Origin of the sequence: Pantoea sp. AG702 (genome assembly GCF_003182295.1) — a bacterium.
In the GTDB taxonomy this organism is placed as follows: domain Bacteria; phylum Pseudomonadota; class Gammaproteobacteria; order Enterobacterales; family Enterobacteriaceae; genus Pantoea; species Pantoea ananatis.
The window spans coordinates 564,351-579,717 of the sequence record NZ_QGTU01000001.1; the positions used below are offsets into that span (position 1 = coordinate 564,351).

The 15,367-nt window shown below is 53.6% G+C and carries 12 protein-coding genes; 6 read left to right on the forward strand and 6 right to left on the reverse strand.

Going from position 1 to position 15,367, the window contains the following annotated elements:
- Positions 1–68: 68 nt before the first annotated feature.
- Positions 69–1,055, reverse strand: a complete 987-nt coding sequence (locus DFO57_RS02705; protein WP_013025453.1) for a LysR family transcriptional regulator — start codon at positions 1,053–1,055, stop codon at positions 69–71.
- 12 nt (positions 1,056–1,067) lie between these two features.
- On the opposite strand from DFO57_RS02705, the gene DFO57_RS02710 reads away from it, so the two are divergent.
- The 4 genes from DFO57_RS02710 to DFO57_RS02725 all read left to right on the forward strand — a co-directional run bounded on the left by DFO57_RS02710 (position 1,068) and on the right by DFO57_RS02725 (position 7,259).
- The gene (locus DFO57_RS02710; RefSeq protein ID WP_110015038.1) at positions 1,068–2,633 is read left to right on the forward strand and encodes an NADH-quinone oxidoreductase subunit L; all 1,566 of its coding nucleotides are present in this window, start codon (positions 1,068–1,070) and stop codon (positions 2,631–2,633) included.
- A gap of 29 nt (positions 2,634–2,662) precedes the next feature.
- Positions 2,663–5,200: a YbcC family protein gene (locus DFO57_RS02715; protein WP_110015039.1), complete on the forward strand. Its 2,538-nt coding sequence runs from the start codon at positions 2,663–2,665 to the stop codon at positions 5,198–5,200.
- Between the two features lie 611 nt (positions 5,201–5,811).
- Positions 5,812–6,930, forward strand: coding sequence for an alkene reductase (locus DFO57_RS02720; RefSeq protein ID WP_110015040.1), 1,119 nt, complete (start codon positions 5,812–5,814; stop codon positions 6,928–6,930).
- A gap of 14 nt (positions 6,931–6,944) precedes the next feature.
- Positions 6,945–7,259 carry a helix-turn-helix transcriptional regulator gene (locus tag DFO57_RS02725; RefSeq protein ID WP_014606072.1) on the forward strand — a complete coding sequence of 105 codons (315 nt, stop codon included), beginning with the start codon at positions 6,945–6,947 and terminating at the stop codon, positions 7,257–7,259.
- 230 nt (positions 7,260–7,489) lie between these two features.
- Here DFO57_RS02725 and DFO57_RS02730 read toward each other — a convergent pair whose 3' ends face one another.
- The 3 genes from DFO57_RS02730 to DFO57_RS02740 form a co-directional block, all read right to left on the reverse strand.
- Positions 7,490–7,969, reverse strand: coding sequence for a GNAT family N-acetyltransferase (locus DFO57_RS02730; RefSeq protein ID WP_110015041.1), 480 nt, complete (start codon positions 7,967–7,969; stop codon positions 7,490–7,492).
- 373 nt (positions 7,970–8,342) lie between these two features.
- Positions 8,343–8,786, reverse strand: a complete 444-nt coding sequence (locus DFO57_RS02735; protein ID WP_019105543.1) for a GNAT family N-acetyltransferase — start codon at positions 8,784–8,786, stop codon at positions 8,343–8,345.
- 289 nt (positions 8,787–9,075) lie between these two features.
- Positions 9,076–9,678 (reverse strand): site-specific integrase, encoded by a 603-nt coding sequence (locus tag DFO57_RS02740; RefSeq protein WP_015701127.1) that lies wholly within the window; start codon positions 9,676–9,678, stop codon positions 9,076–9,078.
- A 459-nt stretch (positions 9,679–10,137) separates the two neighbouring features.
- Between DFO57_RS02740 and DFO57_RS02745 the strand changes: the two genes are divergently transcribed.
- Positions 10,138–11,790, forward strand: a complete 1,653-nt coding sequence (locus DFO57_RS02745) for a methyl-accepting chemotaxis protein (RefSeq protein WP_014606060.1) — start codon at positions 10,138–10,140, stop codon at positions 11,788–11,790.
- 596 nt (positions 11,791–12,386) lie between these two features.
- On the forward strand, positions 12,387–13,205 hold the full coding sequence (locus DFO57_RS02750) for an AraC family transcriptional regulator (protein ID WP_024471103.1): 819 nt from the start codon (positions 12,387–12,389) through the stop codon (positions 13,203–13,205).
- On the opposite strand, the gene DFO57_RS02755 is transcribed toward DFO57_RS02750, so the two are convergent.
- Both DFO57_RS02755 and DFO57_RS02760 read right to left on the reverse strand, forming a co-directional pair.
- Entirely contained in the window at positions 13,176–13,814 is a 639-nt protein-coding gene (locus tag DFO57_RS02755) for a LysE family transporter (protein WP_110015042.1), read from the reverse strand. The two genes, DFO57_RS02750 and DFO57_RS02755, sit on opposite strands and share 30 nt — an antisense overlap.
- Positions 13,811–15,112 (reverse strand): hypothetical protein, encoded by a 1,302-nt coding sequence (locus DFO57_RS02760; RefSeq protein ID WP_110015043.1) that lies wholly within the window; start codon positions 15,110–15,112, stop codon positions 13,811–13,813. Before DFO57_RS02760 ends, DFO57_RS02755 begins: the two co-directional genes overlap by 4 nt.
- Between the last annotated feature and the right edge of the window lie 255 nt (positions 15,113–15,367).

Consider the following 15,367-nt stretch of genomic DNA (forward strand, 5'->3'; position numbering starts at 1 on the left):
TCCTGAGGCTTAAGTGGCATTTGCCCGCTCTTTGCCCGTTAGCAGGCAAAGAGCGATAGCGGTGATGCTTAATCGTGCGCCGGGCGTTTTTGGCCCGTCAGAAGTTGTTCAAGCACGTCGATACGATGCCGTTGAGGCGTCGTAATGGCGTAGAAGCGCTCCTGCAGATCCGCAGACTGGCCGACGGTGACGAGCAATCCGCTACGCAGTTCATCCTGAACGACGACCTCGGGCAATACGGTGAGCCAGCCGCTGTCACGCGCGATCAGACGCAGCATCGCCATGTCATCGACTTCAGCGCGCACTCTGGGCCTTACGCCCGCTGTGGAACACAGCGCATCAAACTGCGCGCGCAAGGCATGGCGTGGGCCGGGCAGGGCAATCTCCACGCCATCCAAATCTTCCGGGATGCGCAGACTGCGCGATGCCCATTTGCTCGCCGGGCCGACCAAAGAGATGGACTGACTGCCCAGAAACACGAAGTGCAAAGGGCGATCGGTATCCACGGGAACGGTTTCATTGGCCAGCACCACATCAAGCTGATGTTGCATCAACCTGACCAGCAGGCCTTCCAGCAATCCGGACTCCAGCGTCAGCACCACACCAGGATCGGCAAGTGCAGGTCGAATCCAGTTTTCCTGATAGTTGCGCGACAGGGTTGCCACGCTGCCCACGCGCAGCCGTGTAACACCGGCAGACCGGCCTTTTAAGCGTCCCAACATCTCCTGACTGAGCCCAAAGATGTTATCGGCATAAGCCATGACCAACTGACCTGTGTCCGTCAGGATCAGGCGGCGGCCTTTACGGATTAACAAACTTTCTCCCAGCCGGTCCTCAAGCTGTCGGATTTGCACCGAAACGGCTGATTGTGAGGTCGCCAGCTCTTCGGCCGCACGCGTCAGGTGCCCGAGCCTGGCGACTCGCCAAAAATAGAAAAGGTGATGAAAGTTCAGCTGATTGAGGTTCATTTGTTCTGTTTTAGGTATCAATTTATTCAAATAAATATATTTTACAGAATAGTAACCGTCAAGGAACATAGGCTCAGTCACATTCATAAGGGCTATGCGATGAATATCCTTGAAGTTTTATACCTGGTTTGTTTTTTGGCACCTGCTGTTTTAATGGCGGGCTTAGCAGGGCTGACACGTTTAAGTGGGATGTCTACAACGGCGCTGTGGCGTGTGCTGCAGATTGTGTCATATGGCGCCATTGCCTTCGCAGGCGTGTCCCTTGCCGCGGGCACCAGCGGGGCGCAATGGCCTGGTTTAGTAAAAGCAACGACGTTTGGCCTGGTGCTGGCTTTGCTGGTACAACTGCTTGGCAAAGTCATCGCATCATTTTCTGTGCGTTACCTTGAAGGCGAAGCGAACCAGCGGCGCTACATTGGCGCACTGTCCGCTGTACTGGGCAGTGTTCATCTGCTCCTGCTGGCCGATAACTGGCTGCTACTCATTGCCGCCTGGGCCGCTGTAGGCCTGGCGCTACAGCAGCTGCTTTGCTTCTATCCCGATCGCCCCTTTGCCCTGTTTGCGGCACACAGAAAGTATATTGCTGACCGGATAGCAGACGTGATGTTGCTCGGCGCTTCCGCGCTGGCCTGGTGGGAAGTGGGCAGTTTCTCGCTGTCAGCTTTGTGGGCGCACATTGCCCAGCAGGGGGCGTCCGTGCCCTTGCAGGCGAGCGCCGTTTTGCTCGTGATGGCTGTTATTCTTCGCACGGCCTTGCTGCCGGTGCATGGCTGGTTGATACAGGTGATGGAAGCCCCGACGCCGGTATCTGCACTCTTGCATGCAGGCGTCGTTAATCTTGGCGGCTTTGTCCTGATTCGCTTCGCCCCAATGTTAGAACAGGCAGGCGCTGCGCGCGTGTTGTTACTGGTTTTCGCGCTGACGACCGCTGTACTGGCAGGCATTGTCATGTTGACGCGCATCAGCGTAAAAGTACGGCTGGCCTGGTCCACCGTCGCGCAGATGGGCTTCATGCTGCTTGAGTGCGCGCTCGGCCTTTACACCCTGGCGGCTCTGCATCTCATTGGCCATTCGCTCTACAAAGCCCATGCTTTCCTGTCCGCTTCAGAAAGCGTAAGACAAACTCGCCAGCAGACGCTGCACCGGACCTCGTTGCCCGGCACCCTGAGTGTGATGCTCGCCCCAGTGCTGACGATTTCAGCGGTGTTTCTGGTGCTGAGGCTGGCAGATCTGGCCGCCTGGCCCTGGTGGTGGAGCGGGGTGTTGGGCATGGCGTGGGCGCCCTTGCTGTGGTTGCCTGATGCGCAAGACGACGGCGCTTCACTTGCCTCACAGCTTCTTTTCGGGCTCTTCACTGTTATCGGCCTGTCGATGATTGCCCTGTTTCTGCATGCGCTGCCGCTCGGCCTGCAGGATGCCCCCGATGAACGTCTGGGCCTGATCGCGCTGACAGGAATGGCGGCCTTGTATCTGTGCCAGGTGTTGCTGCAAAAGCAGCCACAACGCCTGTCGCGCTGGCGTCGCTGGAGCTACGCGGGGTTTTACCTGGACGAAGCCTATACGCGCCTGACGCTGCTCCTGTGGCCAACGACCTGGGCATCCGGCAATGCCACGCCCGTTAAACCTGAAATGCCTGATGCACCTGTTGCTGACAGGCCGCGCTGAATAACACTGACAACCCGGAGCGTTTCCTGATGGATACACTGACCAACAAAGAGAAATCCGTGTCGGCGAGCCTGACGCAATCCGCACGCAATACAGATTCACGGCAGTCCGCCATTGAGCAAGCTTGCCACCGCGCCTGCCAGGCGATTGCACCGGCATGGCCACTGGATCGCGCCATCGCTGTCAATCCTCATTGGGCGCGTATTGGCATGCCGGTGCGCAGGGTGGCCGCGCGCATGGCTGCGCTCGGCGGTATTCAGGTTTTCCCACCGCGCGATCGGCAGATGCAGGCCTGGCGTGAGGGGCGTATTAGCGTTGCCGATCTCACCCAGGCGCTGCACCAGCTACCCGAGGCGCAAGCGGCCGGCCTGACGGTTGAACAGTGCACGCAGGCGCTGCAAGCAGGTAGCCTGCAAGTACAGTTACCGCTGCTGATCGATGTGCTTGACAACGATCCCCATCACCACAAAAGGTTATCCTGGCGGCAAGCCATCACGCATCAGGTTAGCCAAACCTGTGCGGCTTACTTCGACGAACATCAGGCGAGCTGGCAGCCTGAGCGTCATCAGGGCTTATATGCCTTCTGGCTCGACACGCTGAAGCACGACCATGGCATTGGTCTGTTAATGGGCTTACCGAACATCAGGCAGGCTATCAAGACGTTACCGGATAACGCCATGGACGCTGGAGGCTGGGTCATTGAGGGGTTTGGCCTGCCTGAAACCGTGTGGGCAGATTATCTGGAGTCGGTGCTGCTTACCGTTAATGGCTGGGCCTCCTGGTGCGCGTATCTCGGCTGGCAGGCGGGGTTGGCGGGCGGTAAGGATGCGCACCTGCGTGAGTTACTGGCTATTCGTCTGGCCTGGGGCATCATCCTTTTAGAATGCAAAGATGATGCCGCAACCCGGCAAGCATTTGCTTCCCTTCAGCAGGCCTGGGCTCAGGCTCCTCACGTGCTGGAGGAGACCGAATACGCGATGCGGGTTGACGAAGTGTGGCAGCTGGCGCTGGAGATTGGCTATCAGCGTGAGTTGGCACATCGGCTGGCCACGGCTAAGGGGCAGGATGTGGACGCTGAGGCGATCGAAGTTCAGGCCGCTTTCTGCATTGATGTTCGCAGTGAACCGTTGCGCCGCGCCCTGGAGGCCGCGAGTCCTGGCGTTCAGACGCTCGGCTGTGCGGGGTTCTTCGGCCTTCCGGTTGCGTACACGCCTCTTGCTACCCAAGCCCGGCGCCCCCAGTTACCCGGTTTACTTGCGCCTTCCATCGACGTCAACGACCGTATTGTGAGCGCGAATTCGACGCCATCCCGGGCCGATACAGCGCTGCAAAACGCAGCCAGCAGGTCGCGTCAGGCCCGATTTGCCATGGCCGATCAGTGGAATGCCGTTAGCCACTGGCCCGGTGCCGCCTTCTCCTTTGTGGAAGCGGTCGGACTGGGCTACTCCGTCAAGCTGGTGAAGGGGTTACTGCCGGGCAAAAAAGCACGTGCCAGGGACGATCTGGCTGGCCTGGCTGCGCGTTACCGCGCGATCTGCCGTCCACAGTTGGTTGGGCTGAATACAGAGGCTAAAGTTAAGCTGGCGGCGGGAGTTCTTCATGCCATGGGCCTGGCGCAACGTCTGGCTCCGACAGTGCTCCTTGTCGGTCATGGCAGCCAGTCAGCTAACAATGCTCACGCAGCGGCACTGGACTGTGGTGCCTGCTGTGGCCAGACCGGCGAAGTGAATGCGCGCAGCCTGGCCCAGTTGCTCAATGAACCGGCGGTTCGCCAGGGGCTGAAACTGCAAGGCGTGGACGTTCCTGATTCAACGGCGTTCGTGGCTGCGCTGCACAACACGACCACCGATGAAATCGAGTGGTTCGATCTCGACCTGCTGCCCCAGGCGGCGCGTGCACGCTGTGAGAGGATACAACCGATTTTTCATCAAGCCTGCGACCAGGTACGCCGTGAGCGAGCGCCCGGCCTGCAACTGGACCCGCAAGCACGTGAGGATGTGTTACTGGGTCAGTTACGCCGTCGCGCTAACGACGGCGCGCAAACCCGACCTGAATGGGGACTCGCGGGCAACGCTGCCTTTCTGATCGCGCCGCGTCACCGTAGCCGCGGCGTAGTACTGAGCGGGCGCAGTTTTCTGCATGATTACGACGCCAGTCACGATGTTGACGGTAGCCTGCTGGAGGGTTTAATGACCGCTCCGATGCTGGTTACACACTGGATCAACTGGCAGTATCACGCATCCACTTGCGATCCGCAGCGACTGGGCAGCGGCAACAAGGTGCTGCATAACGTGGTGGGTGGACGCATCGGCGTCTTTGAGGGCAACGGCGGCGATCTGCGCATCGGCTTGTCACGCCAGTCGCTCCACGACGGCGAGCGCTGGATGCACGAGCCGCTGCGCCTGACAGTAGTTATCGACGCACCGCAAACGGCCATTGAAGCGGTAATCGGAAAGCATGAGGTCATCCGGCAACTGCTGGATAACGGCTGGCTCCATCTGTGGCGCTTTGAGGCGGCAGGTTTGGCGCGTTATGCGCGCGGATGCTGGCTCGCACTGGACCTGTAGCGTACCTGAGGTCGTATTCGCCCCGAGCCGTTTGCGCGAAATAGAGCGGCTGCCTGTTCAGGGCAGCCTCTGCAAACGGCTGTTACCGCCCCTGAAGATAACGGATGCCGTGCCGGTACACATCTTCAGCCACTGCCGATGTATGGGGGATGACAAACGGCCCTAATGCTCTGTCGTGTTTGAGACACTTAATCCAGGCTTGCTGACCTTCTGCCCCAGATAGGAATTTTACCGAAAAATACAGGCTGCTGGATTAAGGCGCCCGGCAGAGATCAACCGCGCCCTGCAACGCTGCGTGAGTGCGGGATAATCAGCATCAGGGAGGCGTTAATTTCTGTGGATGTCGTAGATATCACCGCATCGGCGATCACTTCGCACCAGGCGCAACGCCAGCGCCGCACGACATCAGCTTAAGAATGCGCGCGGGATCGTGTTCGCTGTACGCGAGGAGGAGACATCCACCGTTTTCCTGATGCGGATAGCGGTTTTGTTGGCGTCTTCACTGACGCATTAACAGGGAGCAGGGCGGTATGACCGCACAAATTACACATTTACAAATTTAAATGTGTAAATATAATATTGCCTTTCTTTCTTCTCACAGGATAATTGTTATGTCGTCTCTCTTCGCGCCCCTGACGCTGGGTGATCTCAGCTTGCGTAACCGTATTGCGCTCCCACCGCTAACCCGTTGCCGCAGTGAGCAGCCGGGCAACGTACCCGGCACGATGATGGTGGACTACTATCGCCAGCGTGCCAGTGCGGGATTTATGGTAACCGAAGGGACGCAAATTGAGCCACGCGGACAGGGATATGCCTGGACACCTGGCATTCACAGCGAAGCACAAATCGCGGGTTGGCGAAAAGTAACCGACGCCGTTCATGCAGAAGGTGGGATCCTCTTTTGCCAGCTCTGGCACGTTGGTCGCGTATCGCACAATGAACTGCAGCCCGGAAAGCAGCCACCTGTTGCACCTTCAGCCGTTGCCGCCAGCGGCGTACGGGTATTTATCGAAACCGGGCCCGGTGCCGGTATCCTGACGGAACCCAGCATGCCGCGCGAGTTAACCACATCGGAAGTGAAAGCGATTGTGGCGATGTACCGTACGGCGGCGGAGAATGCCAAAAAAGCGGGCTTTGACGGTATCGAACTGCATGCTGCCAATGGTTATCTGATCAATCAGTTTATTTCTGAACATACTAACTTCCGCACCGATGAATATGGCGGTTCGCTTGATAACCGTCTGCGCTTCCTGCGTGAAGTCACCGAGGCCGTGAGTGCGGTGTTTGGCAGTCATCGTGTCGGCGTGCGTTTCGCGCCGCTGTTCTCAAGCACAGAGGAAGAGCGCGTTTATCTGGGGCTGGTGGAGAGCGATCCGCAGGCTACCTACCTCCGTGCGGCCCAGATGCTGAACGCGCTCGAAACGGGATATCTCTCCATCGCCGAAGCTGACTGGGATAACAGCCCGGATATGCCTGAAGATTTTCGCAAAGCGCTTCGCGAAGCCTTCCGTTCGCCCATTATGTATTCGGGTCGTTACACCAAAGAAAAAGCCGAGCGCATGCTGGAAAAGGGATGGGGAGATCTGTTTGGCTTCGGGCGCACGTTTATCGCTAACCCCGATTTACCGGCGCGTTTCAAAATGGGCTATCCGCTGAACGACGTCGATAGCGCCTCACTGTATGGTGGAAGCCAGAAAGGCTATACTGACTATCCTTTTTATTCTGCTTGAGGTTTGAAGACGGCATGACACCCGAAAATGCCATTAAATTACTGGCCAACCCGACACGGGTTGCGGTGCTCAAATGGCTTAAAAGCCCTGACGAAGCCTTTGCTGATTATTCTCAGCTCTATCCCTTCGATCAGTACGGTGTCTGTGCCAGTCTTATTCAGGACAAAGCGGGCCTTTCACAGCCCGCTACCTCACTGTGTCTTAAAGCGCTGCATGATGCCGGTCTGCTTGAGGCCAGTAAGGTAGGCAAATGGACCTACTATCGCCGACGCGAACAGGCGGTATGCGAGATGAATGAGGCGATCATCAGGTCTCTCCAGCAGCTGTAGGCGGCTTCTCAAAGAGGAATGACCCTCTTAAAGCCGTGCATCAGACATTAAAATCACCCGCTTATGCGCACCTTCGCTTGCGGCGCAACGCTCACAGACTCGTGGAGAAACGTTCACAAAGCGCCCACAGTGGACTGGATGGATGCCGGAAGAGCAGGGGATACAGGCCGTTAACGTTTAATGTATGGTCAGATAAAACGTTAACCGTACCGCGATATTGCCTGCCGCTTTCAGGCCGCGTCCGGGCAGGGCAGGCTGAGAAACATCACCGTAACAGATTCACCCGCTACGAGACGTTGTTCACGTTCTTTCCAGCCTAAATTCCGGTAAAGCGCCTGCTTGTCAGGCGTATAGAGCCAGAGTTCAGGAATATTTCTTTCAGTAGCTAATTCAACGATGCGTTTTATTAATGCAGAGCCTATCCCCTTGCCACGATGAGTAGACCGGGTAACAACCTCGCCTAACCAGTACACGCGCTGGGGGTTATCTATAAGTTCATAAAGGATAAGGCTACAAGTAGCAGTCACCTTATTCTCAGCGTCCAGGGCAACCAGGGTAAACTGCACTGTGTCTGAACTATTACGCTCGGTAAGACGCGTAAGTATCTGCCTGGATTCCGACCATGAAGACAGGTGAGACCACTCATCAAACAGTAACTCCGTCGTCTGATTAAGATAGTCCGGGTCATCCATAAGGTATTTGATGTACATTTTAGACCTGATAATCAACAATTTAATTTTTGTTATAACGTCTTCAGGTTCACGTTTCCATTAGATTCATTATCCGGTACGTATCAGTTTGACAGCCTGCAAGCTTCTTTATATTCAATTAAGAGAATTAGACTTCCCGCTTCTGGCATAAAGTAGACAGGCTGACTGAGCTGAAGGTCCGCTATGAGCGAGGAGCGGCCGTTTGGGGTGTTCACAGCAGGTGGAAATTTTACTTACACAGCCGTGTTGGGGTTAACGGGAACCGATCAAGACATAAAATTGCCCGTTCGTTCCTTACACTAACTGAACAGGTAATCGGTAAGCAGGCCGAAAGCGGTGTCGATTTTAGAGAGAAAAGGCATTGGCTAATTTTTCAGCAAGCAGATACCAGAAGCTGACCGGCATTTTTCCAGCTGATTCTGAATACCGGGGCATGATCTGATGAAGGCATATCGGATAATGTTCTCTCCACAATGGTGCCCCCGAGGCGCTGATAAAAAGCTGTTGCCTGGGTGTTATCTTCAAACACCCATAAATAGAGCGGTGACTCATCATCCCTGCTCTTGACCCATTCGGCTGCGCGACAGAGAAGTTGTTTTCCTACACCGTGACCACGTAGTGAAGAGCTTACATGCAGGCTGTCTATATAACAGCCCCACTGCGCGTCATAGTGGAGCTTAATACATATGAAGCCTTCAACCTTTCCATCATATTCAGCTACAAACACTGTTTCGCTTTCATTGCTCTGATTCAGTGCTGAGCGCCAGTGTGAAAGTCGATCTTTCTGCGCCTGATTTTCAAGGAAATCCGCAGACATCACTTTCGTGTAGGTATCTCTCCATCCGGCGGTGTGTAGATGTGCTATTGCATCGGCATCACTGTGCTGAGCCTGTCTTAAGTGAATCACTGTTACCTCTCACAAACGCAATGGCGTTTCATGTTAGCAAAATCACATTCAGTCGAAAATCAGCTTACCAGGTTCAAACCATACATCACATCTTGCGCAAGGATGAAAATGAATCTGGAAAACTCATGGTGACAGAATGCTTACCTCATACGTAAATGTCCGCTTCTGGCACAGGGCTGCTGTTGCAGCCCTGACAAACTTAGACTTCAATCGATTCAGAAATCTCTAACGCATCATCGACTTCAATACCCAGATAACGGACCGTGCTTTCCAGTTTCTTATGACCTAACAGGAGTTGAATCACACGAAGATTCTTAGTTTTCTTGTAGATCAGGTAAGGTTTTGTTCTTCTCATGGAATGTGTACTGTAAAGAGAATCTTCGAGACCAATTTTTGCTACCCACCCATGAAAAATTCGGTTGTATTGCCGGGGTGATATGTGTTGGTTAATACCGACCCGAGATCGGAACAGGTAGTCTTTACTGCGTAAATTGCCAAGCTTTATCAATGCAGAAACAGCCTCTCTTGTCCCTTTGGTTATCTCAAATTGGACAGGGCTGCCGGTTTTCTGTTGTAGCACCGTAGCTCTGCTTGAAACAGAGCTACCATATGCAACATCAGATACTTTGAGTTTTACCAGATCACAGCCTCGAAGCTTACTATCCAGGGCCATATTGAACAGAGCCAAATCGCGCGTTTTACCTTCCAGTTCAAGCCTGATTCGGATCCCCCAGATATGAGATATCTGAAGTGGTCTTTTTTGGCCGATGATACGGTCTTTGTTCCACGGTGATGTGTTCATACTCAAATCTCCTGAAATGTGGGTGATCTGAGTATGGCTGTCCCTCATGAGCGAGAAACGGTCATTCAGGCTATCCGATCAACGGCCAGAGTTTAGAGCCCATTGCCAAAAATGAGACTTCTCTCTGCAGGTGATCCATTTACGGAAACGCAGGACTTGCACCAATAAAATGAGAGTTGGATCTGAGCTGCCTGTATTATTCTTTCTGAAGTTTCCTTCTTGAGAAGGCTTCTGTTGGAGTGCACAACCCCGTGCTTGCCCTTCGCAATGAGTGGATTGCTTCCTTGATGTACTCATCTGACCTCCACCTTGCCTCATGAACCTTTTCTGAAAATTGCCGATAAAACATTCACCGCAATCAAATCATGCGGCTCTGTACACATTACTTATCTTTCCTTTAAGGGAAGTATATTTCGTCAGCACCATGCATGAATGCTGACGCCTACACCAGGAATAAATATGAACAACATTAGAATCGGAGTGCGTCTCGGTATCACCTTCGGGTTTATGGCGCTCCTTGTTATGTTTATGGTGCTCATCGGCATCGTAAAAATTAATGCTCTCGGTAATGCCAATGATGACATATCAGGAAGTCTTTACACCAAAGCCTCCACTTCTCTGTCGATCCGTTACTACACATCAGATATGAGCCGGCTTGCGCGTAATGCGATTCTCCTTAAAGACGTTGCAAAAAGGGAAAAAGCCATCAGCGATTATCGCGGCGAAAGACATGAAGTTGACAGTCTTCTCAGTCTTATTGGTAAGCAGGTGAATACGCCCCAGGGAAGCGAAATTTTCACCCGCCTCAAGGCCCGTGCAGAACTTTTTCTGCCTTTCATTGATGAGGTGGTGGCACTTGCCCAACAGGGAAAAAGCGATGATGCCACCCAACTCCTGTTTGGCCCCCGTTACCAGACTCAGGGAGACTTTATGGCGTCGCTGAAAGAGATGCAGACCTTCCAAGAGGCCCGAATGAGCTCTGCCGCTGCGCAGGCTCGCGCCGACCGTTCGGGTGCGTTGATGATGTTAGTTGTTGCCGGCGTGGTTGCGCTGTTGCTGGCCGCGGTATCTGCCTGGGTTATCACCCGGAGTATCACGCGGCCACTTAATGTGGCCGTTGAGGCCGCCCGCCGGGTGGCGCGCGGCGACCTTACTGGTACCGTCACTGCAGATCGTAAAGACGAAACAGGCATACTGCTGTCTGCCATCAGTGACATGCAGGCTTCGCTGATTAACACGGTCAGCCTCGTGAGAAGCAATGCAGAAAGCGTGGCATCCGCCAGTACCCAGATTGCCCAGGGCAACACAGACCTGTCGCAGCGTACCGAGGAGCAGGCCAGTGCCCTTGAACAAACATCAGCGACCATGACGCAGCTCGGCGTGACGGTAAAAAACAACGCAGACAATGCCCGTCAGGCCGGCCAGCTTGCTGTAAGCGTTCGGGACGTGGCAAATAAAGGCAACGAGGCCACCACGGCCATTACCGGCACAATGAAATCTATCAGCGAAAGCTCCGGCCGTATCGCTGAAATCACCGCCGTCATTGACGGCATAGCTTTTCAGACCAACATTCTGGCGCTGAACGCCGCAGTGGAAGCGGCCCGTGCCGGCGAGCACGGCCGGGGATTTGCGGTGGTGGCAAGCGAGGTCAGGTCACTGGCACAGAGAAGCGCTTCGGCTGCGGGTGAGATTCGGCAGCTGATTGCAGCCAATGCTGATACTGTGGGACAGGGTAATGCACTGGTGATTCACGCGTCTGAAACGATGTCAGGAATTCTCTCCGCCGTAGGAAAGCTCACAGACACTGTTGAAGAAATCAACTCCGCCAGTGCCGAGCAGGCTCGTGGGATTGAGCAGGTAGGCATTGCCGTTACGGAGATGGACACGACGACACAGCAGAATGCTGCACTGGTTGAAGAGTCGGCCTCCGCTGCTTCAAGCCTCAGGGAGCAGGCGGAACGGCTTCTACAGGCTGTGTCTGTGTTCAGTCTGAGTGGCCCTTCTGCGCTTTCCGTTGCTCATGTGCCCGCCACGGTTGTAAAGCCGGGTTTTAAAACCGCAGCTGTAAAAACCCGCGCGGAAGACGAAGACGGAAGCTGGACGCATTTCTGATCGGTGTACAACGCCTGCTGCTGACGTGATGCAGTTAAGACTGAATGCTTTCGATAAAATGGTTAAATTTCTCCGGCTCGCCGGAGAAATATCAGAGGCATAAAGATGTTAACCGGACAAAATTACACGTCATTAATGCATTCAGATCCCAGCTAAGTCCGCTTCTGGCACAAAGCGGACTTTGCTCAAGCTGTGTCAAATAACGGGGAGCAGGTCACTTTTCGGGCCATTTTCTAATGATTTTGTTCTTCCTGCCATCTTCCTGAGAACCCTGCGTTTTTTCCCCCGTTGGCAACACAATTGTTGTTAGCTGCTTTCGCTTATGGCACAAGGCGGACATCTGGAACAACTCTTGTGTCCCTTTCCTGCATTGCCAGTCCGTGAGTTCTTGTGAACTTTCCGACAAAGCCAGCTAACTTTACCAAGCCGCTCGGACACGATCTGGTCAGGGAGTGACATGCCCGGTTACTGACAGACTGCACCCTGAGAGTAATTTATTCGCTGGCGCTCAAAGGCGACCAGTTGAAAAAATGTTCAATAAATGGTTCTATAATTCATTAATAATTATGCACTATTGCTGCATGAGGTCAGATACGTTGTCACTAGAGTCTGCAGAATGGTTTAGCCGAAATGGCATAGAGTGTTCGCGGGTCAGAGCCCGTAATTCGCGCTTTCCGAAACATCTGCACGATGAATATGTCATCAGTGCAAACCTGACAGGGGTAGAAGAAATCTGGCTCGCAGGGAAAATGGCCTATGTTAAAAGTGGTCAGGTTACCTTATATAATCCGGGAACCATTCAGGCTTCGCGTTTTGAGACTCAAGCCGTGGAATTCATTAGCGTGCACATACCTCAGACAGTGATAAAAATGCTTGCAGATGAGGACAATCTCACTAGCGCTCATGAAGCCCCTGTTCTGCGAGAAGGCATAATCGATAACACTCGCCTGTTTGACGCGCTGTACCGTTTTGCAACATCAGCCCGACTGGAGCGGGGCATGGATGAGGAGCAGGAATTGATTCTGCTTTGTGGTGAGCTGCTCGAGACGCCAGCTCTGCTTGAGAGATCTGACGAACAGAAAATCAATATTGTTATTGAGTACTTGCGGGAGCACCTCAGCATAAAACCGCAGTTGGAGCTGCTCGCGCAACTGGCGGGGATGAGCAAATATCATCTGGTTCGCTTCTTCACCCGGCATACGGGTATGCCGCCTCTGCAGTACCATATGCAGCTTCGTCTGCACCATGCCCGCGACTTGCTTCGCAGAAACGTGCATCCTCTCGATGCGGCGATAATGCTGGGATTTTACGATCAGAGTCATTTCATTAATGCATTTCGCAAAGTGATGGGAACAACTCCCCATCACTATGCTTCGCAGGTCAGATCAGGCCACCATAAACTCCCGGTACCCTGACACAATTACATAAAGCGCAAAATAGCTGAATATGATCGCTGAAGCTATGTAGGAATATTTAAGCAGGCGTTGACCAAGCAGTCTGCCGCCAAAACTTCCAACCAGGCACAAGACACAGGTCCAGAACATTCCCGCGATGAAAAAGCCACTCAGAAACCAGGACGTTGCTGTAACGCTGTGTTGGCCCATCCGGGATATCAGCGCACCACCTACTGTCGCAAACCACAGAATCGCCGTGGGGGAGGACATGGCAAGCACCACGCCCCGTCCAAATTCACGTAGCAGTGGGCGACACTGATGAGTTTCGCTCACGTTAAGTTCCGAAACCTTCCTGAAAGCGGCAATCAGCATTTTGACGGCGAAAAACAGAAGCATTGCTCCACCGCCAATCCAGAGCATCCAGCGTACTGCTTCATACTGAAGCAGTACGGCCATTCCCGCCAGCGCCAGTAATGCATATGCTAGGTCACCCACACAAGTCCCCATTCCCAGCCAGAAACCATGAAAGTATCCGCGTTGCATAGCCAGGGTAATCATGGCGATGTTGGCAATCCCGATATCAAGACAAAGCGAAAGACTCAGTAAGAAACCGTTTGAAAACTCGATCATAACGTAAAGCCTTTAATCTTCTGATCGTACTCGATCATGTCGACAGTTTTACCCAGCCTGTTTAGAAGCTGATCCGCCTCTTCACGCTGATAATGAGGTGAATAGCCTTGCAGGAACGCCAGGGCCGTCTCTGTATTACCCTGTAAAACAGAGCCTGTCATTGCTGTTGCCAGTGCCGTCATAGCCGGCTTCACAGCGCTGAGGTCCACGACATAATGCGCCCCATTCCAGTTCAGACACCGGCGTTCAGTTAGCCACTTGAGTTGTATATAGGCCGCCCCTGCATCAGGATAATCACATGGGCCGCGGCGCAAATATCTCAGCATTTCCAGCAGGAAAATTTTTAACTGTAACGTCTCGTTCAGTTGTAGGGCCTCCCGGGAAGGCTCTGTCAGGCACATCAGCAGCCCAAACACATCCGCCAGTGCTTCCTGCACAACCATTGATCCCCATCTATCCTGTTTACTTAATTTGCCAAACATCATCTTTTCAAGGACAACAGAATGTCCCAGATCATGGCCGCGGAACCAGGCGATCAGGTGGCGGGCACAGAGAGCGCTGTCCGGGATAGCTTCATGCTGCCAGCCAAGCAGGGAAGCCTGGGAGCGGGCAAAGCGTTCAAACAGGTTTAAATAGGTATTTGCAAACACAATGGTGCGCTTCTGGGCTGAGTATTTCACCCCTTCATCTTCAGGAAAGAAATAGGCGAAATGCTTGGGATAGCTGTTAGCTTCGCCAGCAATGGCAAACAGATCGACAATTTTGTAGCGGCATCCAGGCAGCGCAACCAGCCGCTGGTCGATATGATTTTGCAGCCAGTACAGGTTGTCCGGAAAGAGCTCATCCATCACATCTGAAACTTCCTGTAGCCTGCGTTCGGGTAACCCAAACCAGGCGGAATAATGCTGCATGCGAGACTTACCAACCCATGTTGACATGTAACCTATTCCCTGCACTAGCTCCTGTTCATCCAGCCCCGCTATCTGCGGGAGAAGCTCTTTTGCTGTACTGGCGTCAGACAGGATTTCTGCACGTAACAGCAACGCTTTGCAGGTATCCGGATCATCAAATTCCTGAGCAAGCTTGAAGCAGATAATGCTGAGCTTTTCTTCAACAGACTGAAGCAACGTACTCCCGGTCCGTGTGGAAACCGGGTGAATATGACCAGCCGCCTCAGCAAGACGAGTAGCCTGGTGGATAAGGTCCAGGGCCGCGGGCGAAAGTGAGTCTGGCAGAGGGATATCCATCATGTGGATATGGTATGAGTCAGCAGCGGGCCAGAACGGTGTCGTAAACATGAAATTCCCTTCCATTGAAGTAACGAGAGGTTTACTTAACCATTGCATCTGTAATTGGTATTGGAAGGAATTGCGCGAAGGGGTTAGGGAGAACGGTGCCCTTCATAACCATAATCGACTACTTTGCTTATCAGTAAATTAAAGGGCGCGAGATAAAGTGGGACAAGGGGGGGGTTTACGCGAGAAATGCCCTGCATCACATAAATCAACAGGCTTCGTGACAACAACTGTCCGCTTCTGGCACAAAGTGGACGT